At 73.8% G+C, this 23,619-nt stretch carries 20 protein-coding genes; all 20 read left to right on the forward strand.

The features are described from left to right. The first annotated feature begins 92 nt into the window (after positions 1–92). The 20 genes from AS857_RS11455 to AS857_RS11550 all read left to right on the forward strand — a co-directional run bounded on the left by AS857_RS11455 (position 93) and on the right by AS857_RS11550 (position 23,580). Positions 93–1,619: an alpha/beta hydrolase gene (locus tag AS857_RS11455; RefSeq protein ID WP_058043005.1), complete on the forward strand. Its 1,527-nt coding sequence runs from the start codon at positions 93–95 to the stop codon at positions 1,617–1,619. A 294-nt stretch (positions 1,620–1,913) separates the two neighbouring features. Further along, positions 1,914–2,102, forward strand: a complete 189-nt coding sequence (locus tag AS857_RS11460) for a hypothetical protein (RefSeq protein WP_058043006.1) — start codon at positions 1,914–1,916, stop codon at positions 2,100–2,102. Positions 2,103–2,143: 41 nt separating this feature from the next. Further along, positions 2,144–2,680 (forward strand): RNA polymerase sigma factor, encoded by a 537-nt coding sequence (locus AS857_RS11465; RefSeq protein ID WP_058043007.1) that lies wholly within the window; start codon positions 2,144–2,146, stop codon positions 2,678–2,680. Next, the gene (locus AS857_RS11470) at positions 2,677–3,390 is read left to right on the forward strand and encodes a hypothetical protein (RefSeq protein WP_058043008.1); all 714 of its coding nucleotides are present in this window, start codon (positions 2,677–2,679) and stop codon (positions 3,388–3,390) included. Before AS857_RS11465 ends, AS857_RS11470 begins: the two co-directional genes overlap by 4 nt. Before the next feature lie 259 nt (positions 3,391–3,649). Continuing rightward, positions 3,650–5,320 carry a phage tail sheath family protein gene (locus AS857_RS11475; RefSeq protein ID WP_058043009.1) on the forward strand — a complete coding sequence of 557 codons (1,671 nt, stop codon included), beginning with the start codon at positions 3,650–3,652 and terminating at the stop codon, positions 5,318–5,320. Between the two features lie 46 nt (positions 5,321–5,366). Beyond that, positions 5,367–5,891 carry a phage tail protein gene (locus AS857_RS11480; RefSeq protein ID WP_058043010.1) on the forward strand — a complete coding sequence of 175 codons (525 nt, stop codon included), beginning with the start codon at positions 5,367–5,369 and terminating at the stop codon, positions 5,889–5,891. Between the two features lie 7 nt (positions 5,892–5,898). Beyond that, positions 5,899–6,627, forward strand: a complete 729-nt coding sequence (locus AS857_RS11485; protein WP_058043011.1) for a hypothetical protein — start codon at positions 5,899–5,901, stop codon at positions 6,625–6,627. 797 nt (positions 6,628–7,424) lie between these two features. Continuing rightward, positions 7,425–7,673, forward strand: a complete 249-nt coding sequence (locus AS857_RS11490) for a hypothetical protein (RefSeq protein WP_058043012.1) — start codon at positions 7,425–7,427, stop codon at positions 7,671–7,673. Further along, positions 7,670–8,872 carry a Pvc16 family protein gene (locus AS857_RS11495; protein ID WP_058043013.1) on the forward strand — a complete coding sequence of 401 codons (1,203 nt, stop codon included), beginning with the start codon at positions 7,670–7,672 and terminating at the stop codon, positions 8,870–8,872. Before AS857_RS11490 ends, AS857_RS11495 begins: the two co-directional genes overlap by 4 nt. Further along, a complete protein-coding gene (locus AS857_RS41250; protein WP_079110249.1) occupies positions 8,869–11,106 on the forward strand; it encodes an ATP-binding protein in 2,238 nt (745 codons plus the stop codon). The genes AS857_RS11495 and AS857_RS41250 overlap by 4 nt, the downstream gene beginning before the upstream one ends. Continuing rightward, positions 11,103–11,456, forward strand: coding sequence for a hypothetical protein (locus tag AS857_RS11505; RefSeq protein WP_058043014.1), 354 nt, complete (start codon positions 11,103–11,105; stop codon positions 11,454–11,456). The genes AS857_RS41250 and AS857_RS11505 overlap by 4 nt, the downstream gene beginning before the upstream one ends. Beyond that, positions 11,453–12,094: a hypothetical protein gene (locus AS857_RS11510; protein ID WP_058043015.1), complete on the forward strand. Its 642-nt coding sequence runs from the start codon at positions 11,453–11,455 to the stop codon at positions 12,092–12,094. Before AS857_RS11505 ends, AS857_RS11510 begins: the two co-directional genes overlap by 4 nt. 24 nt (positions 12,095–12,118) lie before the next feature. Further along, a complete protein-coding gene (locus tag AS857_RS11515; RefSeq protein WP_058043016.1) occupies positions 12,119–12,445 on the forward strand; it encodes a hypothetical protein in 327 nt (108 codons plus the stop codon). Beyond that, positions 12,442–13,563, forward strand: a complete 1,122-nt coding sequence (locus AS857_RS11520; protein WP_058043017.1) for a hypothetical protein — start codon at positions 12,442–12,444, stop codon at positions 13,561–13,563. The genes AS857_RS11515 and AS857_RS11520 overlap by 4 nt, the downstream gene beginning before the upstream one ends. After that, on the forward strand, positions 13,560–14,093 hold the full coding sequence (locus tag AS857_RS11525) for a phage baseplate assembly protein V (RefSeq protein WP_058043018.1): 534 nt from the start codon (positions 13,560–13,562) through the stop codon (positions 14,091–14,093). Before AS857_RS11520 ends, AS857_RS11525 begins: the two co-directional genes overlap by 4 nt. A 9-nt stretch (positions 14,094–14,102) precedes the next feature. Next, positions 14,103–14,441: a hypothetical protein gene (locus tag AS857_RS11530; protein WP_058043019.1), complete on the forward strand. Its 339-nt coding sequence runs from the start codon at positions 14,103–14,105 to the stop codon at positions 14,439–14,441. Between the two features lie 7 nt (positions 14,442–14,448). Beyond that, entirely contained in the window at positions 14,449–14,811 is a 363-nt protein-coding gene (locus AS857_RS11535; RefSeq protein WP_058043020.1) for a GPW/gp25 family protein, read from the forward strand. Further along, positions 14,808–17,942: a putative baseplate assembly protein gene (locus AS857_RS11540; protein WP_058043021.1), complete on the forward strand. Its 3,135-nt coding sequence runs from the start codon at positions 14,808–14,810 to the stop codon at positions 17,940–17,942. Before AS857_RS11535 ends, AS857_RS11540 begins: the two co-directional genes overlap by 4 nt. Further along, complete coding sequence (locus tag AS857_RS11545; protein ID WP_058043022.1) at positions 17,939–21,298, forward strand: putative baseplate assembly protein; 3,360 nt, start codon at positions 17,939–17,941, stop codon at positions 21,296–21,298. The genes AS857_RS11540 and AS857_RS11545 overlap by 4 nt, the downstream gene beginning before the upstream one ends. After that, positions 21,295–23,580 (forward strand): hypothetical protein, encoded by a 2,286-nt coding sequence (locus AS857_RS11550; protein WP_063804227.1) that lies wholly within the window; start codon positions 21,295–21,297, stop codon positions 23,578–23,580. The genes AS857_RS11545 and AS857_RS11550 overlap by 4 nt, the downstream gene beginning before the upstream one ends. Positions 23,581–23,619: the final 39 nt, after the last annotated feature.

Below are 23,619 nucleotides of genomic sequence, written 5' to 3' on the forward strand. Positions count from 1 at the left end.
CCTCTGGGGGAGTTCTTACCGTACCGGCGAGCGCGGACGGCCCATGCGGCCGGTTCCGCGGAGTGCGGTATGCGGTATGCGAGGAGGCGATCATGACGGCGTTCGTTCTGGTGTCGGGCCCTTTCACCGGGGGCTGGGTGTGGCAGGAGGTGGCCGACCGGCTCGGGGAGTCGGGAGCCGAGGTGTACCCGGTGACGCTCACGGGCATGGGGGACCCCCGCCGTCCGGCCGGGCCCGGCACGGACCTGGAGACGCACATCGAGGACCTGGTCCGGCTGATCGACGGGATAGTCGCCTCGGAGGTGGTGATCGTCGGCCATGACTACGGCATCCACCCGGTGCTGGGCGCCGCCGACCGGCGACCGGAGCGGATCTCCCGCATCGTCTACCTGGATGCGGGCCTGCCCCAGGACGGTGACGCGGCCGTCGCGCTGGTGCCCGACCAGGCGGTCCGGGAGGGGCTGTCGCAGCAGGGCGGGCAGGGCGAGAGAGACTGGCGGATCCCCGCGCCGCAACACGACGAGTGGCAGCGATGGGGCAGCACCGACGGCGTCCCCGCGGAGGCGCTGGCGCGCATGGACCGCCTTGCCGTGCCGCAGCCGGCGGGCACGCTCACCCAGCCGCTCCGGCTGTCCGGCGCCGGCTCCGGACTGCCGACGACCGGCGTCCTGTGCACCGCCAACGGGGCGAGCATCGAGATGGTCGAGTTCCTGGTGACGTCGGGTCCGCCGCAGTTCCGGTGGCTCGCCGACCCCCAGGTGACCTTCTTCGAACTGGGCACCGGCCACTGGCCGATGCTCTCCACCCCCGACGAACTGGCCGACGTACTGCTTCGCGCCGCCGCGGGCGAAGGGCACCGGGTGACCGCGGCGCCGGGCGAGCAGCCCGGACATCTGCGGCCCTTCCTCCTGGACGTGGAGGAGCGGCCGCGCGAGCGGGTGGGCGAGGTGGATCTCTACTTGCCGGATCCGCCGGGCGCACCGGACGCCGACCGGCCTCGTCCCGCGGTGGTGTTCGTCCACGGCGGCCCGGTCGCCCCCGACGAGCGGCCCACACCGCGGGACTGGCCCGGCTACGTCGGCTATTGCCGGTACGTGGCGAGTCTGGGTGCGGTCGGGGTGATGCTGGACCACCGGCTGCACGGCCTCGCCGACTACGCGCGTGCCGCCGAGGACGTCGCGGCAGCGGTCGAGCGCGTACGGGCCGATCCGCGTGTCGACGGGGATCGCGTGGCGCTGTGGTACTTCTCCGGCGGCGGGCTGCTGTCTGCGGACCCGCTCGCGGAGCCGCCGCCGTGGTTGCGGTGCGTGGCGATGACCTATCCCGTGCTGGCGCCGCTGCCGGGCTGGGGGCTGGTGGACGCCCGGTTCCGCCCCGTGCAGGCGGTGAGCTCGGCCGGGCGGCTGCCGGTCGTGCTCACCCGGGTGGGGCTGGAGAACGCGGCGATCGCGGCGACGGTCGGGGAGTTCCTGAGCGCCGCGGAGGACTGCAAGGCCGACGTCGAAGTGGTCGACGTGCCGCTCGGCCACCACGGGTTCGAGACGACCGACCACAGCGAGGAGGCGCGTACCGCTGTGGACCGGGCGGTGCGGTCGGTGCTGGGCCACTTGATGGGCTGAGCCTGAGCTGAGCCGAAGCTGAGCCGAGCCTGACGCCGATGACGCGCCCGGCCTCCACGGGGGAAGGCCGGGCGCGTCATCGCGTCATCGGGGCGTCGGCACCGGACTACTGGACGATCATCTTCCGTAACTCTTTACGTTCTGCCGTTGCACGTTCCGGCCGCGGCGGTCGCCTTTATGGGCGGAGGACGAAGAAGGGTTCCTCCGACAGGGGCAGCAGGCGGCGCCCGGGGGAGCGTGCGCCGCCGGTGCGCCCGAGCCGCTTGTCCGCCGACCGGAGGGATCCCTGCTTCCGTGAAATCTCAACTCGCCGGCGACCTGCTCACCGCAGCGATGGTCGCACGCGTATTCGCCGGTGACGCCTGGCACCTGCTGCGGCGCGCCGCAGCCGCCACGGTACGCATCGGCCTGAACCAGCAGCCCGCGCCGCCGCGCCGCCCCGAGGGCGCACCCCGGCGCCGGCGGGTGGGAGGGATGCGATGAACCCCGGCCCCTCACGCTCTCCCCGCACAGGCGTCATTCCCGTGACCGGACTCCCCGCCGACTACCGCGCCTTCCACGAGCTCTACCGCGGCATCTACATCCACTGGGCCGAGCTCTACCTGCGCCACCGCCACGATGCCGAAGAAGCCGTCGACCAGGCCTTCGAAGAGCTCTACTTCGCCTGGTCCGAAGTGCTCTCCCAGGAATCCCCCAACGCCTACGCCTGGGCGGTGGTCCGCCACCGCACCGTCGACACGGCGCGGGCCCGGGGCCGGCGGCCCGCCGTCATCGACACCGCCGCCTTCGAGACCACCGCGCTCCACCACGCGCTCGACCCCATCGGCGAGCTCGAACACAGCCTGGCCGTCTACGACGCCATCCACGCCCTGCCCGAACGCCAGCACGACGTCATCGTCCTGCTCCACGTCCTGGGCCACTCCACCCGCGAGGTCGCCAGCATCATGGGCATCACCCCCGCCGGCGTGCGCTCCGCCGCACGCTTCGCCCGCCACCGCCTCCAGCACGCCCTCGGCATCGACCAGGGCCCCTCCGGCGACGAAGGGGGGACGGACAGGTGACCGGCCACACCTCGCTGGAGCTGGCGCTGGCCCGGGTACGGCTCGTCCGGCCGCCCTACACCATGGCCGACACCCAGGCGGCCGAAGCCCGGCTCGCGGCCCGCATCACCGCCCGGATGCTGCACGGCGCCCTGTCCTTCGACGACCAGATGGAGCCCGCCCGCACCGCGGCGGCCCGCACGGCCGAGCGGAGCGACCTGCCCCACCGGGCCTTCCGGCGCCAGCTGCAGGCACTGTGCCGCACCGTCGTCACCCGCAACCTCCACGAGCTCGGCGGCTTCCTCACCTGCCGCATCCTCGAACCCGCGGGCGCGCTCGTCCTGGGCTGCGTGCTGCACCTGGCCGAACGCGGGGACTCCGCCCAGTTCTGGTGGCAGTTCGCCGCCGGAGCGGGCAACCGCGGCGCGGCCTGCTGCCTCTACCTGCACCACATGGCCCTCGGCGAGCGCAGGGAAGCCGAACTGTGGCACGAGCAGGCCGGGCTCGAACACCTCATCCCCAAGACGCCCGAGACCATCGACCGCACGGACCTCAACGCGGTCCTGAGCCTGCTCGCCCACCTCCGCGGCACCAGCGTCTTCTCCGCCGCCACCAACGCCGTCATCGCCTACGTCCCCCACGCCCTCGACGACAACGACGCCCTCGACCTCCCCCTACCCGACCCCGACTTCGCCGAACGCATCGAGGAGTTGACGTCCATCGCGTCGTGATCCGTGAACGGCGCGGCGTTCCCTCCGGGGGGAGGGGGACGTTGCGCCGTCGTGTTCCTGGATCACTTGGACGGTGGGCGATGCGACAGCGGTCGCCGAACGGGGCCGCCCCGGCGGCAGCCGCTGCGCTGAACGGCCCTGACGGGTCCCCTGACCGGAGGAGACACGCGCCGCTCGGCCGTCTCCCGCCCGGCATCGGTTCCTACGGTGGAACCCGTTCCGCTCCGTAGCCCCCGTACCGTCGGAGAGAAGAGGCGTCATGCCGGTGAAGGTCAGCTACCCGGGCGTCTACATCGACGAGGTCAAGGGCTCCGTACGGACCATCACCGGGGTCCCGACGTCGATCGCCGCCTTCGTGGGCTGGGCGCCGCGGGGGCCGGTCGACGGGCCGGTGCACATCACCTCGTGGGCCGACTACGAGCAGCAGTTCGGGGGGCTGCACAAGGACAGCGCCATGAGTTACGCCGTCGAGCAGTTCTACCGCAACGGTGGGGCAGAGGCGGAGATCGTGCGGGTGGTGCCGAGCCAGGAACCGCTGAGGCTGCCTGTCGGGAAGAAGAAGTCCGGCAGACCCATGCTGGCGCCCATCGGCCCCGGGGCCTGGGCGAAGAGCCTACGGGCACGTGTGGAGGCGGTGCGGGAAGAGGGGGACGAGACGAAGACGGTGGAGGGCGTCTACAACCTCACGATCCGTGACATCGCCAGGGACGTGGAGGAGAAGTATCTCAACGTCAGCGTGGATGCGGACAGTCCGCGTAGCCTGCGCCGGGTCCTGACCGGATCACAGCTCGTCACCTGGGTCGAAGACGGGACCGCGCCCCCGGACATGAACGAGACGGTCGGGGAAGGCAACCAACTGGGTGACGAGGAGACCCCCGACGAGCCCGACGAGGGGTCTGCCGACGAAGGCGAAGGAGGGGAGCGACCGGCGAGGCCGCCGCGAGCGGGAGGCGAGGACAAGCGCTTCACGAAGATCGACAACGTCCCTGACGACAAACCTCCCGCCGCTGAGGACTACCTGGGCAGCGAACTCGCGAAGTCGGGTCTCTACCAGTTGCTCAAGACCGACATCTTCAACATCCTGTGCCTTCCCGATGTCACGGTGAACACGGGGCTGAAGCCCCCTGAGCGCAAGAAACTGCTGACCGAGGCTGCGGACCTCTGCGTCAAGCGACGGGCCATTCTGCTCGTCGACCCTCCTGACGAATGGACTGCCAAGAACACGGCCGACGACGTTGTCAAAGAGGCCCGGAAAGAGCTGCCGCTCCGCGGCGACGACGCCCGCAACGCCGCCGTCTACTTCCCCCGCATCCTCGCCTCCGACTCCCGTCGCGACGGCCTCGTGCGGGACTTCCCGCCCTGTGGGGTCATGGCCGGTGTGATGGCCCGTACCGATGCGCAGCGTGGTGTGTGGAAGGCACCGGCCGGTACCGACGCGTCGCTCAACGGGGTTCAGGGACTGGAGATGCCGCTGACCGATCTGGAGAACGGCCGGCTCAACCCGCTCGGGGTCAACTGCCTGCGCGAGCTCCCCGCCGTGGGCCCGGTCGCCTGGGGCGCCCGCACCATGCGCGGGAACGATCAGCTCACCGACGAGTGGAAGTACCTTCCCGTGCGCCGGCTCGCCCTCTTCGTGGAGGAGAGTCTGTTCCGGGGCACCCAGTGGGTGGTGTTCGAGCCGAACGACGAGCCGCTGTGGGCCTCGATCCGGCTGAACATCGGCGCCTTCATGAACTCCCTCTTCCGCGAGGGGGCGTTCCAGGGCAGGACGCCGGCCGAGGCGTACCTCGTGAAGTGCGACCGGGAGAACAACCCGCAGAACGACATCGACCGCGGGATCGTCAACATCCAGGTCGGGTTCGCGCCGCTCAAGCCCGCGGAGTTCGTGATCATCCACATTCAGCAGCTCGCCGGCCAGGTCCAGGTCTAGTTCCAGGCCCGGTTCCAGGTCGCAGGAGGCAGGAGGAGCGAGGACGATGCCGGAGATCACGCGCCGGGACCCGTACAAGAACTTCCGGTTCCGGGTGAAGTTCGGCGGTGGTACCACGTACATCGCCGGGATCAGCAAGGTCAGCGGTCTGAAGCGGACCACGGAGGTGGTCAAGCACCGGGACGGCGGTGATCCGGGGACCAGCCGCAAGCTGCCGGGCCGGACCGAGTACGAGGCCATCACCCTGGAGCGCGGCTGCACGGCCGACACCGCCTTCGAGGAGTGGGCGAACAAGGTGTGGAGCCTGCGCAAGTCGGCCGGCGGGCTGGAGACCTCGCTGAAGGACTTCCGCCGCGACCTCATCATCGACGTGTTCGACGAGGCCGGGCAGCAGGTGCTGTCGTACTCCGTCCACGACTGCTGGGTGTCGGAGTACCAGGCCCTCCCCGACCTCGACGCGAACGCGAACGCCGTCGCCTTCGAGCACATCAAGCTGGAGCACCACGGATGGGTGCGGGAGCCCACCACGCCGCCGCAGCTCCCGCAGTTCACCGACACCGCATCGGGGTGACGGCGTGGTGGCCGAGCTGACCGAGGCACAGCTCCTGTCGGTGTGGGAGTCCGGGAGCGGGCAGGGCCCGCAGGACCGGGCCCTGCTGCTGGCCAGGACCGCCGCCGGGGACGCGGAGCCCGTCGCCGACCTCACCCTGGCCGCTCTCCACGCCCTGCTGCTCGGTTTCCGGGAGCGGGCGTTCGGCAGCTCCCTCCCGTGTGCCGCCGACTGCCCGGCGTGCGGGGAACCCCTCGAAGTCGCCGTGGAGACGGCCGAACTGCGGCCGCCGGCGCCGGCGGCCGTTCCCGGGGCGCGGACGGCGCCGCCCACGGGGAGCTTCCGCGCGGCCGGCCGCGACGTCACGTACCGCGCCCTGACCCTGCGCGACCTGCTGGCCGTCGCCGGCGCCCGTGGCGGGTGCGACTCCCGCCGGGCCCTGCTGCAGCGCTGCGTCGTCGGCACCAACCCGGAGGCGGGCTCTCTGCCGGGCCACGTCCTGGAGGAAGTGGCCCGGCGGCTCCCCGGCGTCGATCCGGGAGCGGAGACGACGGTGGCCCTGGAATGTCCCGGGTGCGGGCACACCTGGTCTGCGGAACTGGACGTCGCCGGGCACCTGTGGGCCGAGATCGAGGGGTACGCGCGCCGCCTGCTGTACGAGGTGCACGCGCTCGCCCGCGCCTACGGCTGGACGGAGCAGGACGTCCTCGCGGTCAGCCCCGCGCGCCGCCGCTTCTATCTGGAGGCGGCCGGGTGAGCGACTTCGTGGACCGTCTGCTGGGCGCGCCGGGCCCGCGCCTCCGGCCACGGCTTCCGTCGTTGTTCGACCCGGAGCCTCCCCGGCTGCGCGAGCCGGAGACGGAGGGGTCTGCGGCGGAGGGCGAAGGCCTTGCCGTTCCGGGTGGGCGTGGCGGGCGCGGCGGTAGCGGCTCGGACGGCGGAAACGCCGGCGGGCCCGGCAGTGGACCCGACAGTGAACCCCGCCGTCCGTCCGCCGCGCCGCCGGCGCCCGGCCTGCCGCCCACCGAGCGCACCTACGAGGCGGACGTCGCACGTACCCGTCCTGCTTCCCGTGCAACGGCACCGTCCGGGACGCGGCCGGCGGGCCGGCGGTCGTCCGGCACGGGAAGTCCCAAGGCGAAGGCCTCCTCGGGCAGCGCCCCGGACGGTCGGCTCACGGACGGGAAGCGGGACTCCGACGAGCCCGCCGCACCCGTCTCCGTCCGCCCCCACAGCCTCACCGTCCCCGAAAGCGAACAGCCCCGCCCGTCGGCGACACCCTCCGTTGCCCCACCCGCCCTACCCGCCTCAGCCGCAACCCCGGCGCCACCTCCCGCCCCACCCCGGTCGGTTGCCGCCCACCCGGCGACGGCCGTCGGCACCGAATCCCCCACGCCGCGGCACTCGGGGGAGCCCCCCGCCGCACCCCCGCCTCCGCCCCGCCCCCAGGCACCCGCCGCGGCCACGCCTTCTCCCGCACCCGGCGCCTCGCCGGTTCCTCCCGCGGCCCACCCCGTCCGGCCTGTCCGGTCCCCCGTCCCCCCGGCCATCCCCTTGTCCGTCCGCACCGGGCCGCCGGAGTCCGTTCCCGCCGGGCGGCCACGCGCGGAACCCGGCCGGACCGGGCTGCGGCAGCCCGCCCCCGGCGCGCGGGACGCCGAGACCGTCGTCCGTATCAGCATCGAGCGGCTGGAGGTCCGGGCGGCGTCCCCGGCGTCCCCGGCCGCGCGCCCGCAGGAGGACGCGGGGCACGCCCGGAAGGCCGGCCCCGGCCTCGACGAATACCTGCGGGGCCGGACATGAGCGACTCCGCCGCCGTCGCCGCCGTCACCGACGCCCTGCATCAGGTCCTGAGAAAGGCGCTCACCAACACGGTCCAGGGGCTCAAGGTCACCTCGACGACGCCGGACGAGGCCGCGTCCGGCCAGCACCAGCCGGCCCTGAACGTGTTCCTGTACCGGATGACGATCGACGGGTCCTGGCGCAATGCCGATCCGCCCGGGATCCGTCCGGGAGAGACCGGCCGGCCCGCCCTGCCCGTCGTCCTGCACTATCTCCTCACCCCGTACACCGACGACGACCCGCACAGCCGGGCCGCCCTGCGGATCCTCGGCGCGGCGATGGCGGCCCTGCACGACCACTGCGTACTGGGGCCGGAGGACTACGACAAGTCGGCGGAACTCGGCGACGCCCACCTGCAGCCCGAGCCCGTACGGATCACTCCGGCGGACCTGTCCGTCGACGACATGTCCAAGCTGTGGAGCGCCTTCCAGAGCCAGTACCGGATCTCGGTCGGGTACGAGGCGCGCGTCGTGCTGCTCGACAGCGCGCGGCTCGCCCGTACGCCGCTGCCGGTGGTGCGGCGCGGGGCCGAGGGGCGGGGGCCCGAGGCCGCCGCGGACCCGGCCGATCCGTCTCCCGCGCTGACCGGCGTGACCCCGGAGGTCGCGGCGGTCGATGACGAACTCGTCCTGACCGGCAGCAAGCTGGACGCCGGGACACCGGTCGTCCACCTCACCCACCCGCTGTTCGGCGCCGTCCCCCTGACCACGACCGCGGTGAGCGAGCGCGAGGTGCGGGCCAAGGTCGGAGGGGACGAGCTGGTGCCCGGACCGTGGTCGGTGGCGGTCGTCCTCACCGGTGACGACGGCACGCGGCAGGTCACGCGGACGCTCCCGCTGGCGGTCGCCCCGCGCATCACCACGTCCCCCCTGCCGCTGAAGGGACGGCGCGGCTCGGACGGCAAAGTCAAGCTCAAGGTGGACTGCGAACCGTCGGTCGCGGTCGGCCAGCGGGTCCAGCTGCTGGTCGGGGACCGGCCCGTGACCGTCACGGCCTTCCGGGGGCCGCGCGAGAAGAAGCTGACCTTCTCCTTCCCGTTCTCCGGGCCCGGCCGCCATGTGCTGCGGCTGCGCGTCGACGGGGTGGACAGCTCCGTCGTCGTGGACGGCGAAGCCACCCCACCGCGTTTCAACGACGACCTGGCGGTGGTGGTGACATGACCTCCGTCAAGTCGGACCGCGCCTCCAAGCGCGCCGTCGCCGTCACCCCGGTGGACAGCGCGTCGAAGAGTGCGTCGAAGAGTGCGTCGAAGGGCGCGCCGGAGACCTGGGACGACGTCAACGAGCGCTATCTGGAGGCCGGGCTCGCGTGGCTGCGGCTCCTGCTGCGCGCCCGGGCGCAGACGGCCGGGAGCCATCCGGCCGCCGGGAGCCATCCGGCGCCCGGGCGGAACGCGGCCGATGCCCCTCTCGGACCGGACACCGCCGGCGCCCCGAGCGGCGCAGGGGCGGCGCAGTCTCGCGTCACCGACAAGCAACTCGCCTCGGCCGCCGCGGCCATGGAGCGTGCCGCAGCCGCCGACCCGCCGCCGGCCCTCGTCTCCCTCGGCGGGCTGCTGGGGCTGTCCGTGTTCGAGCGGCACACCCTCCTGCTGTGCGCCGCCCCGGAGCTGGATCCCGCGTTCGCGGAGCTGTGCGCGGCCGCTCAGGGCGACCCGGGCCTGCCCTGCGCCACCTTCGCGCTGGCGCTGTCGGTCCTGCCGGAGCCCGCGTGGGACGTGCTCTCCCCGTACCGGGGGCTGCGCTACTGGCGCCTCGTCGACGTCGACCGCGCGGCGGGCAGGACGCTGGTGACCAGCCCCCTGCGCGCCGACGAGCGGATCGTCAACCACCTCAAGGGGCTGGACTACCTCGACGAGCGCCTCGAATCGCTGGTGACCCTCCTGCGGCCCGCACCCGGTGCGGCGCGCTCCGGCCCCTCAGGCTCCGGCACTCCGGGCTCCGGCGCCGCGAGCTCCGGCTCCGGTCATCCGGCGGCCGAGGAGATCGTCGGCCACTGGCAGCACGTACCCGCGTGGTCCGGCGGCCGCATGCCGGTCGTCCAGCTCCTGGGCCCCGACCGGGAGACGAAGCGCGCCGTGGCGGTCGAGGCCGCCGCCGCGGCGGGGTTGCTGCTGTACGGGATGCCGGCCGGCCTGCTGCCGGGAGCGGCGGCGGAGCTCGACACGGTGGCCCGGCTCTGGCAACGGGAGTCCCGTCTGCTGCCCCTGGCCCTGTGGCTCGACGCCGACACCGCCGACGAGGCGTGCGCCGACGGGGACGTACACGCCGGGGGAGAGGCGGCCGGCCGGCTCGGCCGCTTTCTCGACCGTATCGGCGGGCCGTGCCTGGTGGCGACCAGGGAGACCCGGTCCGATGTGCCGGCCCCGACCGCGGTGGTGGAGGTCGTCCCGCCGCCTGCTGCGGAACGGGCCGCGGCGTGGCGCACGCTGCTGCCCCCGGCGGATGCGGACCGGCTGGCCGGGCAGTTCGCCCTGGACCTGCCCTCGATCCACGAGATCGGGGCCGCCGCGGGCGGCGACCCGGACGCGGCCTGGCGGGACTGCCTGGTGCGCACCCGCCCCCGCCTGGGCGGGCTGGCCCAGCGCCTGGAGCCGGGAGCCGGCTGGGACGACATCGTGCTGCCCGCGCAGGAGGCGGAGCTGCTGCGGCAGATCGCGGCCCAGGTGGCCCAGCGCGACACGGTTTACCGGAACTGGGGCTTCGCGCAGCGGACCGGCCGCGGGCTGGGGATCAGCGCGCTGTTCACCGGGCCCAGCGGCACGGGCAAGACCATGGCGGCCGAGGTGCTCGCCCGGCACCTGGGCCTAGACCTGTTCCGGGTGGACCTCTCCGCGGCGGTCAGCAAGTACATCGGGGAGACGGAGAAGAACCTGCGCCGTCTCTTCGACGCCGCCGAGCCGGGCGGCACCATCCTCTTCTTCGACGAGGCCGACGCGCTCTTCGGCAAGCGCAGCGAGGTCAAGGACTCCCACGACCGGTACGCCAACATCGAGGTCGGCTACCTGCTGCAGCGCATGGAGTCCTACCGGGGCCTCGCGATCCTGGCCACCAACCAGCGGCGCGCGCTGGACACGGCGTTCCTGCGGCGGCTGCGCTTCATCGTGCCCTTCGACTTCCCCGGCCCCGCCGAACGCCGCCTGATGTGGGAGCGCGCCTTCCCGGACGCGGCGCCCGTCGACGCCCTCGACGCCGGCCGGCTGGCGGAGCTCCCGCTCAGCGGCGGGATGATCCGTAACATCGCGCTCAACGCGGCCTTCAGCGCCGCCTCGGCGGGCACCCCCATCGGCATGCCCGCCGTCCTGGCCGCCGCCCGTGCCGAACTGCGCAAGGCCGACATGCCGCTGCCCGCAGCGGACTTCTCCTGGGACGGTCAGCCGGAGGTGACCCCGTGAAGGTCGAACTGTCCATCGAGCGGCTGGTGCTGGAGGGCGTCCCCGGTCACCGGGCCGCCGCCCTGAGCCGGGCGCTGGAGGCGGAACTCGGCGCCCTGCTCGCCGCCGCGCCGCCCGGCGGGCAGGCGGGGCTCGCGCATCTCGCGGACGTCCACCTGTGCCGCGCCACGGCGGCCCCGGTACGTGCCACCGCCGACCCCGCCGCCCTCGGCCGGCGCATCGCCCGCGCCGTTCACGGAACCCTCGCCACGGCGCGGCCGTTCCGCCGCGATCCCGGCCCCGCCGGGTCCGCGGGCGCGCCCCTGTCCCCTCCGGCGGCCCCGGCCGCGCACCGGGAGGCGGCCCGATGACGACCCCCCTCGCCCTGCGCGGCGGATTCGTGTTCCTCGACCCCGAGCAGGGCCGCGTCCTGCGAGTGGCGCCGTTCCAGTACAACCCCGACACCCTCACCCGCAGCCTGCAGCCGCGCGGTACCGGATCGGGGGGCGGGGACCGGCTGGAGGCGCTGCGGCTCAGCGGCCCGCCGCAGGAGACGTTCCGGTTCGATGCGGAGTTCGACGCGGCCGACCGGACCGACAAGGGAGGCCGTCCCGACCCGGCGGTCGGCACCGGGCTCTTCGCCGTGCTCTCCGCGCTGGAGAGCGCCATCAACCCCACGGGGGCGCAACTGCGCGAGAGCGACCGGCTGTCGTCCATGGGAATGATCGAGATCGCCCCGGTGGAGGCGCCGCTGACCGTCCTCGTGCTCGGCCGGCGCAGGGTCGTACCGGTGCGGATCACGGAGATGTCCGTCGCGGAGGAGGCGTACGACAGCGCCCTCCAGCCCGTGCGGGCCAAAGTGACCCTCTCCGTGCGCACCCTGACCACCGACGACGTCGGCTTCGACCACCGGGCCGGAGCGCTCTACCTCCGCTACCACCAGGGCAAGGAGAGCTTCGCGGCCCTCGGCGCGTACGGCTCCGACGCCGTCGGCCTGACCGGGATCTGAGCGCGGGGAACCGAGGAGACGCCGATGTTCGAGTCCACCAGCCGCTACCGCGGGCTCCCCACCGCCACCTGGACCGGTCCGGACGGGCGGACCGTCACCTACGTCCGGCGCCGCTTCCCGCCGCACCCCGAGGACCTGGTGACCGTCCGCGAGGAGGCGGTGGGCGCCGGCGACCGGCTCGACGCGTTCGCCGCGCGGCACCTGGGCGACCCCGAGCAGGACTGGCGGATCGCCGACGCCCACCGGGTGCTGCGCCCCGACGACCTCACCGCGGTGCCCGGGCGGCGGCTGCGGATCACCCTGCCCGCGGGGGTGCCGGGCACGTACGCGGTGGGGGAAGCCCCGGGATGACCCACAGCCTGCAACTGATGCTGCTCACGGGGAAGTACGTGCCCACACCGGCGCCCCCTTCCCTCATCGACGCCCTGCGCTCCGTGCAGATCACGGCCGCGACCGAGGGGGCCAGCGGCTTCCAGCTGACGTTCGCGCTCGGCAAGCGGTCGGCCGTGACGCGGGAGATGCTCCCGCTGGGGATGCTGGACCCGGAGACCCGCATCATCGTGATGGCCGTCGTCGGCGGCATGCCGCACGTCCTGATGGACGGGCTGATCACACGTCAGGACCAGGCGTGCGGGTCGTCTCCGGGGAGCTCCACGCTCACGGTGACGGGCCAGGACATCTCCATCGTCATGGACCAGAAGGCGAAGCTGACCTCCTACCCGGCCCAGGCGTCCGCGCTGCAGGTCATGACGGTGTGCGCGGCCTATGCGCGGTACGGCATCCTGCCGTTGGCCATTCCTCCCCTGTTCGACAATCTCCCGAACCCGCTCAAGACGCCGCCGGTCCAGTGCGACACCGACCTGGTGTACCTCAAGTCCCTCGCGACGAGCGTCGGCTACGTCTTCTACATCGATTCCGGCCCCCTCCCGGGGGCCAACATCGCCTACTGGGGGCCGGAGGTGCGGGTGGGCGTGCCGCAGCCCGCGCTCACCGTGGACTCGGACGCCGCGACCAACGTCGAATCGCTGAGCTTCGGCTACGACGGCACCGGGCGCACCGCCTATACGATCGGCGTCACGGAGCCCCTCAGCAAGCAGGTGATCCCGGTTCCGGTCCCCGACGCCAGCCCCCTCCGGCCGCCCCTCGCCGTACGCCCGGCACCGGCGTTCAAGGAGGAGCCGCTGCTCGGCCTGACGAACCGTTCGCTCCCGGAGATCCTGTTGGTGGGTCTCGGCAAGAGCGCCCGGTCCAGCGACGTCGTCACCGGCCAGGGCCGGCTGGACGTCCTGCGCTACGGGCACGTCCTGAGCGCCCGGCGCCTGGTGGGCGTCCGCGGCGCGGGCCTGGCCTACGACGGCCTGTGGTACGTGCGCAGCGTCACGCACGAGATCAAGCGCGGCGAGTACAAGCAGAGCTTCAGCCTCGCCCGCGAGGGCCTCGTCTCGAACACACCGGTGGTGATCCCATGACAGCCTCGACCACGAAGCGGTTCCACGGCCTGCACCAGGGCGTGGTCGTCTCCAACGTGGATCCGCTCCAGGAAGGCCGGCTGCTGGTGCGCGTCCCCGAGGTGCTCGGCAACACGCCCGGCATCTGGGCCTCGCCGCTCTCGCCCGTGGCGGGCGTCGCCAGCGGCATGTACGTCGTACCGCTGGTCAACTCGGGCGTGTGGGTGCAGTTCCTGGAGGGCGACCCCCACCGGGCGGTGTGGGTGGGGTTCTGGCGCGGTGGCGCGGGGGACGTGCCCCCGGCGGCCCGCACCACCCCGCCGGGGACCCCGCAGATCGTGCTGGCGACCCCCGGGCAGAAGGCCCTGGTGATCAGCGACGCGCCGCCGCCGATGGGCGGCGTCAAACTGCAGTTCCTGGGCGAGGCCGGGCCCTACATCAAGATCACCGCACTGGGAATCGAGCTCTCCTGCGGGCCGGGGCTCGCCAGCATCAAGCTGGAGGGGCCGGTCGTGAGCATCAACGGCACCTCGCTGCAGGTCGTGGGGTGAGGGCGGGTCATGCCCGGACTGGTCCTGCACGCCGGAGCCGTGATGATGTGCGCCCACCCGCCGGGCGTCGTGACCCTGCCGGCGCCCACCCAGCAGAAGGTGCTGGTCAGCCTGCAGCCGGTCGCCACCGTCTCGGACGTCCTCGTGGTCGCGGGCTGCTCCCTGACCAGCACACCTCCTTTCTGCGCCACAGTGCGCTGGTTCCAGTTCTCCGCCCGCGTACTCGCCGGCGGCCGGCCCGTCCTCGTACAGCCGACCCCGCCCCCCGGTCCGGGGCCCGGCACCGGGGTGCCGGCCCCCGGACCGCCGATGGTCCAGGCCATGCAGATCAAGGTGAGAGCGAGCTGAGCGGACCGTGGACATCGACTTCCCCTACCGCATCGACGAGCGCGGCCGCACCGCGGAGACCGGCCACGCCGACCACGTCCGCGACATGGTCGAGATCGTGCTCTTCACCACCCCCGGGGAGCGCGTCAACCGCCCCGACTTCGGCTGCGGGCTGCTCGACCTGGTCTTCGCTCCCAACGGCCCCGAGCTCGCGGCCACCGTGGAGCTGACCGCCCAGGCCGCACTGCAGCGCTGGCTCGGCGACCTCCTCTCCGTCGAGTCCCTCGTCGTCACCGCCGAGGAATCGGCCCTCACGGTCTCGCTGAGCTACCGGCTCGCCGCGACGGGGCAGCGCCACAGCGTCGTCGTCGACGGGGGGACCGCGGCATGAACCCTCCGGGCCTGCCGGTCTGCGACGACGAGCGGCGCCGCGCCTCCGTGCGCCGGGCCGGGCTGGCCGGCATCGACTCGGTGGCCGTCGACGCGGACCAGCGCGGCCTCACCGTCACGCTGTTCGGCACCGTGCCCCCCGGCATCGACCGGCACAGCTTCCGCATCGAAGGCGGCCGGCGGGTCACCGGCATCCGGGTCGTCGGCGCCACGGTCCACGGCTGCGCCGACGGGGATCCCGCCACCGACGTGCACCTCGCCCTCGACCGGCGCGGCGACGCCTCCACGTACCGCCTGCTCGCCCTCGGTCACGCCTTCGACTCCCGTTACGCCGCGTACGAGTTCGGCTTCCGGCAGCACTGCCCCACCGGCCTGGACTGCCGGCCCGCCGACGCCCCGCCCCCGCCCCCGGCCCGCCCGGCTCCGGCCATCGACTACCTGACCAAGGACTACGCGGGCTTCCGGCGCCTGCTCCTGGACCGGCTCGCCCTGACCATGCCGGACTGGCACGAGCGGCACGTGCCGGACCTCGGCATCACCCTGGTGGAGATCCTCGCCCACGTAGGGGACCGGCTCAGCTACCAGCAGGACGCCGTCGCCGCCGAGGCGTACCTGGACACCGCCCGGCTGCGGACCTCCGTCCGCCGGCACGCCCGCCTGGTCGACTACCCCATGCACGACGGCTGCGCCGCCCGGACCTTCGTCTGCGTGGAGACCGACACGGACCTGAACGACGCCGACCCCGGGGAGTTCGCCTTCGCCGTCGTGCCCCCCGGGCGGCTCCCGGACGCAGGGCCGGTGATCGCCGGTGACGTCCTGCGGGCCCAGGGGCAGGTCTGCTTCCGGCCCCTGGAGGACCGCAGGATCCGGCTACGCGCGGCCCATAGCCGTATCGAGCTGTGGGCCTGGGGAAACGAGCAGTGCCACCTGCCCGTGGGCGCCACCGAAGCCACCTTGCGGGACGGCGAGTTGAAGAAGGAGCGCGCCCACAGGGTCCTGGATCTCAGCCCCGGTGACATCCTGATCCTGGAGGAGGAGCGCGGCCCGGCCACCGGCGCCTGCGCCGACGCCGACCCCGCCCACCGGCAGGCCGTCCGCCTCACCCGCGTCACGCCGCGCATCGACGCCGTCGAGCAGGTTCCCGTCGTCGACGTCGCCTGGGATCCCGAGGACGCCCTGACGTTCCCCCTGCACCTGACTGCTCGCGGCAGAACCGCCCCCCTGGCCGTGGCCCGCGGCAATGCCGTCCTCGTCGAACACGGCCTGGACAACACCTGGGGAACGGTCGCGATGGGGGCAACGGGCTCCGCCGCTCCGGTGTTCACCGCGCCCGGCCACTGGGCGGGCGGGAAACCCTTCGCCCCGGTCCTGCCCGACACCGGCATCACCTGGTCCGCCCCCTTCCCCGATCCGGCCCACGTCGCCGCCGCGCAGGCGCGGCAGCTCACGCTCCTGCCGGAACGCGCGCGCGACAGGATCCGCAATCTGCTGGACGCCGAGAACGCGGCGGGGAAGGACACCGGGGGCAAGTACGGCGGCAAGGCCGGGAGCGATGCAGGGGCCGAAACCCGGAGCCCTGGCGGGAGCGATGCAGGGGCCGAACCCCGGAGCCATGGCGGGGACGACGCGGGCGCCGACCCCGAAAGGCATGGCGGAGGTGACGCGGGGGCCGGCTCCGGGGACTACGGCGGGGATGAGGCCGGGAACGGCTCCGGCAGCTACGGGGGAGGCCGGCGGGGTGACTCCGCGTCCGGCGACAACGCCGCTGCCGACGACGACGAGCGCGCACTGAGGATCCTCTTCGGGGAGCGGACCCTGCGGGCGGTCGGCTTCCACGAGGACCGCCGGCGTGCCCTCGCCACCCTCCTCTCCCGCTTCGCGCACCTCCTGGACGCCGAACTCCGGCGCCTGGACACGCTGGTCCAGCAGGCCCGCTCCGGATACATCCTGCCCAAGGAGGACGTCGACGGGGAGCTCGCCCAGAGCTGGGGGCCGGACGCCCGGCACGTCCTTCCCGACTCCCCGCTCCTCCACGGGCCGGCCGCCCGCGCCCTGCGGACCGATCCGCGCGCCGCGCTGCCCCGGCTGCTCCTCCAGCCGGTGGCTCCCGCGGGAGGGGACGGACCCGGGCACGGCAAGAAGCAGAGGCCCGCGGAGGGCCGTACGCAGCAGGCCGTCCGCGGGCAGGCCGCGGGCTCCGCCCCCTGGACGCCCAGCCGTGACCTGCTGAGCTGCGGCCCCCGCACCCGGCACGTCGTGGCCGAGACCGACGACGAGGGCGTCGTCACCCTGCGGTTCGGCGACGGGCGGGCGGGCTGCCTGCCCGTCCCCGGCACGAAGCTGCGGGCCGAGTACAGCGTCGGCAACGGCCGCGTGGGGAACGCCGGCCCCGGGGCGATCAACCGGGTCGCCTTCCGCACCCTCCGTCCCGGCGGCATCACCCGCGTCCGCAACCCCCTGCCCGCCACCGGCGGAACCGACCCCGAACCCGTGACCGACGTACGCCGCGCAGCGCCCCGCGAACCCTTCCGCAGGCTCCTGCGCGCCATCACCGCCGACGACTACGCCGCACTGGCCCAGCAGCAGCCCGGCATCCAGCGCGCGGCCGCGGCCCTGCGCTGGAACGGCAGCTGGTACGAGGCCGACGTCGCCCTGGACGCCCAGGGGACCGCGGACGTGCCCCGGGAGCTGCTCGACGGCGTCCGGCTGGCCCTGCACCGTTACCGCCGCATCGGCCACGACGTCGTCACCGGCCAGGCCGTCCAGGTGCCCCTCGACGTCGCCCTGACGGTGTGGGTGGACCCCCACCACATCGCCGGACACGTCAAGCAGGCCCTGCTGAGCGCGCTGCGCCCCGGCCTCCTGCCCGGCGGCGGACGGGGCTTCTTCGACCCCGACGCCCTGTCGTTCGGCACCCCGGTGCCCGCCAGCCGGCTCATCGCGGCGACGGTCGCCGTCCCCGGCGTGCGGCATGCGGAAGTGACCCGCCTGCGCCGGCTGCACGGCACCGGCCCCGCCGTCCCGGACGACGGGGTGCTGCGGATGCGGCCCCTGGAGATCGCCCGGCTCGACGACGACAGCGCCCGGCCGGAGAACGGCCTGCTGGACCTCACCCTCGAAGGAGGACGATGAGCAGCCCGATCTGCCGCTGCGGCTGCCGCACCGCCACCGGCCCGGCCGGTCCGGCGCGCATCCGGAACCGGCCCGGACTGCCCGAGCTGTCCTGCCGCGCCGGCACCCACGGACAGTTCCTGGACGCCATGCTCGCCCGGCTGCCGGCCGCGGACCGCCGGCAACTCGCCCGCCTCACCCACCGGGAGACCGACGACCCCTCCGTCGCCCTGCTGGACGCCTGGGCCGTCATCGGCGACATCCTGACCTTCTACCAGGAGCGCATCACCAACGAGGGCTACCTCGGCACGGCCACCGAGCAGGAGTCCCTGACCCGGCTCGGCAGGCTCGTCGGCCACTGCCCGCGCCCCGCCCTGGGCGCCGGCACCTTCCTCGCCTACACCCTCGACCCCGGCGGCCGCGCCACGATCCCGGCCGGGTCGCAGGTCAAGAGCACGCCCCTGCCGGGCGGTCTCCCGCAGACCTTCGAGACCTCGGAGGACCTCCACGCCCGCGCCGAATGGAACCAGCTGCCCGTCCGCCGGACCGAGCCGCCCGACCTCAGCGCCGACCGCCTGAAGACGGTGCGGGCGCTGGAGCTCTCCGGCATCCATGCGGGCCTGCGGCCCGGGGACCGGATGCTGTTCTCCTTCCCCACCCTCCAGGAGCCGGAGCCCGAAGAGCCCGCGGGCTTCGTCGTCCGCACCGTCCACGACAGCAAGGCCGACCCGGAGCACCAGCGCACCACCGTCTACTTCGCGACGGCGACGCCCGAGGACGAGTACGCCGACGCCGCCGCGGCCCTGGTCGAAGCCGTCGACGAGGCGACGGGCGGGTCCGGCAGAGAGGTGGTCGACGCGCTGCGGGAGACGGTGCTCGATCCGATCCGGGAAGCCGGCTCCGAACGGGAGTCGCGCTTCTTCGCCGAGCTCTTCGACCCGCTCAACCGGCTCGACGAACACCTCGCCATCGCCAGGAAGAAGGGCGACCGGGCGATCGTGGAGCTGCTCGAACCGGTCGCGGCCGCGGCAAGAACGCTCCGGGTCGCGGCGGCCCGGGCGACGAACTCCCCGGAACTGGAGGCCCTGATCCACCTTGGCGAGCCGCCGGCAGGGGGCAACGGCAACGGGACCGGGGACGGCGAGAAGCGGCTCGACAGCAAGGTCAGGGACGAGGCGGGCGATGAGACGGGCGACGCACACAGGGAAGAAGAGGGCGAAGAAGACGGGGACGGAGAAGACCAGGGAGCCAAAATCGGCGAGAGCGAGCGCAAGCGCCTGAACGGCCAGGTGCTGCTCGGCCTCACCCCTGTCCTCGCCGCCCTCGCACGGCCCCCTTCCCGTCCGCCCGCCGGCTCGCGCGACCTGACCACGCCCATCACCGACCTGTACGGGGCGGGCTCCGACGCCCTGACCAGGCTGCTGGCAGCCACCCGCCCGCAGCTCGCCGGACAGCTCTACCAGGCCCTGGGGACGGCGTCGGTGACCCCGGTCGAAGAACTCCGGGGGATCCAGTGGCTCCGGGTCAAGGCCACCCCCTACGGCGCGACCATCGGCAAGAAGCAGGACGAGAATGCCATCAAGGAGGACGACAGGAACCCGAAGCAACTCACCCTCGACGCCGTTTACGACGCGATCCTTCCCGGTACGTCGATCGTTCTGGAAAAGGGGGGTTCCCCTCCGCTGGTGCGCACGGTGGAGACGGTGACCCAGTGCGCCTTGCGCGCCGGTGAGAACCTGGCCTTCCCGGTCACCCGCCTCACGCTGACGGAGGAGCTCCCCGAGACGGGCTACACAGGCGAGAACCGCGAGCGCATCACCGTATGGGCCGCCGGAGAGCCACTGGCGGCAGCCGAAGTGCCCGTCACCGGCGACATCATGGGCGATGAGATCACCCTCGACGACACCCGCGAGGGCCTCGCCCCGGGACGGTGGCTCGTCGTCTCCGGCGAACGGACCGACGTCCCCTACACCACCGGCGTGCGCGGCACGGAGCTCGTCATGCTCGGCGGAGTGCACCAGCGGACCGACATCGAGCGCCCGGGCGACCGGCTGCGCACCACGCTCGTCCTGACCACCGAACTCGCCTACAGCTACCGGCGGGAGACCGTCGTCATCCAGGGCAACGTCGTCCCCGCCACGGCGGGCGAGAGCGTGGGGGAGGTGATCGGCAGCGGCGACGCCGCACAGGCCGGGCAGACCTTCCCCCTGCGCCGCACGCCCCTGACCTGGCTGCCCGCGGCGACGCCCACCGGCGCCGGCGGCACGCTGACCGTCCGGGTCGGCGGCGTGGCCTGGCACGAGACCGACGACCTCGCCGAACTGGGCCCCGAAGACCGCGGATACCGGCTGCGCACGGGCCCGGACGGCGAGGCCGCGGTCACCTTCGGCGACGGCGTCCACGGCGCGCGGCTGCACACCGGGACGGAGAACGTCACCGCCGCGTACCGCGTCGGCGGGGGCAGCGGCGGCAATCTGCCCACCGGCCAGGTCAACCAGGTCGTCAGCAGGCCGCTGGGCGTCAGCGCCGTCACCAACCCGCTCCCCGCGACCGGAGGCACGGACGCGGACGGGCCGGGCGACACCCGCAGCCGAGTGCCCCTGCGCCTGCGCGCCCTGGACCGGATCGTGTCACTGCGCGACCACGAGGACTTCGCCCGCGCCTACGCGGGCATCGGCAAGGCCTCCGCCCAGTACTGCCAGGACATCGGGCGCCGCGTCGTCCAGGTCACCGTCGCGACCGTCGGCGACACCCCCGTCGGGCCCACCTCGCCGCTCCTCACCTCCCTCGAAGCCGCACTGAACCGCTACGGGGACCCGGCGCTGCCGGTCGTGGTGGCCCTGCGCGAGCGGGTCCTCCTCGTCGTCTCCGCAAACGTCCGCGTCCTGCCCGACCACAGGTGGGACGACGTCGAACCCGCCGTGCGCCGGGCCCTGCACGACGCCCTCGGTTTCGCGCGGGCCGAACTCGCGCAACCCGTCCACCTCAGCACCGCCATCGCCGCGGCCCAGGCCGTCCCGGGCGTCGACCACGTCGACGTGGACGTCTTCGGGGGCATCCCGGACGACATCGACACGGTGGGGCTGAAGGGCCTGGCCGAACAGCTCACCCGGGCGGCGCCCTGCGTCCCGGCCCGCCGCGCCGAGTACCGGGAACTCCCCGCCCACATCTTCCAGGGCGACACCCTCACCTCCGTCGCCCTGCGCTACGGACTGAGCCTCGACCGCCTCGTCGCCCTCAACCCCGGTGCGGTGCCCAGCGGCGATCTCGGACAAGGCGGGACCGGGCTCATCGTCGGCCGCGGCCTGCGCGCCGCCCAGCTCGTGGTCCTCGACCCCGCGGTGCCCGAAACCCTCGTCCTGCGGAGGATCCAGTGAACCCCGACCGGCTCTACGCCCTCCTGCCCGCCGTCCACCGCAGGATGGACGAGCGGAACGGCGGGCAGTTGCGCGCGCTGCTGTCCGTCATCGCCGAACAGGCCGGCGTCGTCGAGGCCGACATCGAGCGCATGTACGACGACTGGTTCATCGAGACGTGCGACGAGTGGGTCGTCCCCTACCTCGGAGCCCTCATCGGCTACGCCCTCCCGCCCGGCGCGGCCGCCCTCGCCGGGGGCACGGAGGGCGGCGACCGGCTCCTCGCCTCCGCCGTGCCGCGCCGCGAAGTCGCCGACACCATCGCCAACCGCCGCCGCAAGGGCACCCTGGCCCTCCTGGAGGACCTCGCCGCCGACGTCGCCGGCTGGCCCGCGCGCGCCGTCGAACACCGGCGGCTGCTCGCCCTCACCCAGCCGGTGCGCCGTTTCACCGCCGACGACCACGGCAGCGCACGCCGGCTGCGCCGCGGCGGGCTGGCCGACCTCCGCCGGACCGAGCCGCTCAACCGGGCCGACGGCCCCTTCGACGAGCTCGCGCACACGGCCGAGATGCCGCGCGCCTGCGGGACCCGGCGGGCCGGCCGGTACGGCATCCCCGGACTCGGGCTCCACGTCTGGCGGTTGCAGGCCCACTCCCAGACCCGGGCCCCCGCCTTCTGCCTGGACCGGGCCGCGTACCGCTTCACCTTCAGCGTGCTGGGCAACGACACCCGGCTGTTCACCCTTCCGGTGCCCGAGCCGTCGCCCTGTCACATCGCGGGCGAACTCAACGTCCCGGCGCCCATCGGCCGGCGGTCCCTCACCGAGCGCCTCCACGACTACTACGGCCCCGGCAAGAGCCTGTGCGTGTGGGAGGGAGACGGCGACGGGCCGCCGGTGGCGCTGGAGCGGATCGTCTCCGCCGACCTGTCCGGCTGGGACTACCGGACGCCGGAGGGAAAGGTCGCCGTCGACCCCGTCCTCGGCCGCATCGCCTTCCCCGCCCGGCAGGCCCCCGAGCAAGGCGTCCGGGTCACCTACCACCACGGGGCCGCGAGCGACCTGGGAGGCGGCGAATACCCGCGCCCGTACGCGGTGGTGCCCGAGGGCGAAAGCCGGCCCTACCGCGTCGGCCCCGGCGAGCCGTTCGCCCGGATCACGGACGCCATCGAGCAGTGGCGTGCCGACCACGACCGGTGGCGCGCGGACTACCAACGATGGCTTGCCGCGTCGGGGCGGAAGCAGGCCGATCGGGGCGGGAAGCACGACGCTCCGGACCGTCAGCAGCAGGACACCGGACCGCACCAAGGCCGCCTCCGGATCGCGCAGCGGACCGCCCCGCCACCGGATCCCGGGCCGCGGCCCTCCGACGTCGTCGAGATCAATGGCAACGACGTCCACCAGGACGTCCTCGACATCTCCCTCCACCGGGGCGACCGGCTCGTCCTGCGGGCCGCCGACGGCGCGCGCCCCGTCCTCCGCCTCCTCGACTGGTCCGGCAGCCGCCCGGACGCCCTCCGCATCACCGGCACCGGCACGGGGGAGGGGCCCCCGCCCTCCGTCACCCTGGACGGCCTGATGGTCACCGGGCGCAGCATCCAGATCCACGGCGACGTCGGCGACCTCCTCATCCGGCACTGCACCCTCGTGCCGGGCTGGGACCTCGACGAGCGGTGCGGCCCGCGGGAGCCCGAGGAGCCGAGCCTGGAGCTCGTGGACACCCCCGCCGACGTCCGCGTCGAGCACAGCGTGCTCGGAACCGTCGTCGTCCGCCGGAACACGCCGGCCGACGAGCTCCAGCGGATCCACCTCTCCGACAGCGCGCTCGACGCCACGGCCCGGACCTCCGCCGCCCTGACCGGCCCCGAGGACCGCCACGCCCTCGCCGTCCTCACCGCCCACCGCACCACCGTCATCGGCACCGTGCACGTCCACTCCGTCGACCTGGTGGAGAACTGCCTGTTCGACGGGGACATGAACGTGGTGCACGGGGCGGGCGGCTGCGTCCGGTTCTGCTGGCTGCCCCGCGGCTCCCGCACCCCGCGCCGCTTCCACTGCGAACCCGAGCACTCCGGCCCCGCCGCGGACACACCGCTGCGCTTCACCAGCACCCGCTACGGAACCCCCGGATACCTCCAGCTCGCCGACGGCTGCCCGGACGCGATCCGCCGCGGTGCGGACGACGGGTCCGAACCCGGCGCGTTGCACGACCTCTTCCAGCCGCAGCGAGAGGACAATTTGCGCACGCGCCTCGCCGAGTACGCCCCCGCCGGCTGCGACCCGGCCCTCGTCTTCGTCACCTGACCCCCACCCGACCTGACCCCTCGCGGTTCAACCAGGGAG

It is taken from the genome of Streptomyces roseifaciens (assembly GCF_001445655.1).
In the GTDB taxonomy this organism is placed as follows: domain Bacteria; phylum Actinomycetota; class Actinomycetes; order Streptomycetales; family Streptomycetaceae; genus Streptomyces; species Streptomyces aureoversilis.

Bases quoted from the DNA above. Each gene is read 5' to 3' on its own strand.
- AS857_RS11455 (WP_058043005.1), top strand. From the start codon at position 93: ATGACGGCGTTCGTTCTGGTGTCGGGCCCTTTCACCGGGGGCTGGGTG.
- AS857_RS11475 (WP_058043009.1), top strand. From the start codon at position 3,650: ATGCCGGTGAAGGTCAGCTACCCGGGCGTCTACATCGACGAGGTCAAG.
- AS857_RS11480 (WP_058043010.1), top strand. From the start codon at position 5,367: ATGCCGGAGATCACGCGCCGGGACCCGTACAAGAACTTCCGGTTCCGG.
- AS857_RS11495 (WP_058043013.1), top strand. From the start codon at position 7,670: ATGAGCGACTCCGCCGCCGTCGCCGCCGTCACCGACGCCCTGCATCAG.
- AS857_RS41250 (WP_079110249.1), top strand. From the start codon at position 8,869: ATGACCTCCGTCAAGTCGGACCGCGCCTCCAAGCGCGCCGTCGCCGTC.
- AS857_RS11510 (WP_058043015.1), top strand. From the start codon at position 11,453: ATGACGACCCCCCTCGCCCTGCGCGGCGGATTCGTGTTCCTCGACCCC.
- AS857_RS11515 (WP_058043016.1), top strand. From the start codon at position 12,119: ATGTTCGAGTCCACCAGCCGCTACCGCGGGCTCCCCACCGCCACCTGG.
- AS857_RS11520 (WP_058043017.1), top strand. From the start codon at position 12,442: ATGACCCACAGCCTGCAACTGATGCTGCTCACGGGGAAGTACGTGCCC.
- AS857_RS11525 (WP_058043018.1), top strand. From the start codon at position 13,560: ATGACAGCCTCGACCACGAAGCGGTTCCACGGCCTGCACCAGGGCGTG.
- AS857_RS11530 (WP_058043019.1), top strand. From the start codon at position 14,103: ATGCCCGGACTGGTCCTGCACGCCGGAGCCGTGATGATGTGCGCCCAC.
- AS857_RS11540 (WP_058043021.1), top strand. From the start codon at position 14,808: ATGAACCCTCCGGGCCTGCCGGTCTGCGACGACGAGCGGCGCCGCGCC.
- AS857_RS11545 (WP_058043022.1), top strand. From the start codon at position 17,939: ATGAGCAGCCCGATCTGCCGCTGCGGCTGCCGCACCGCCACCGGCCCG.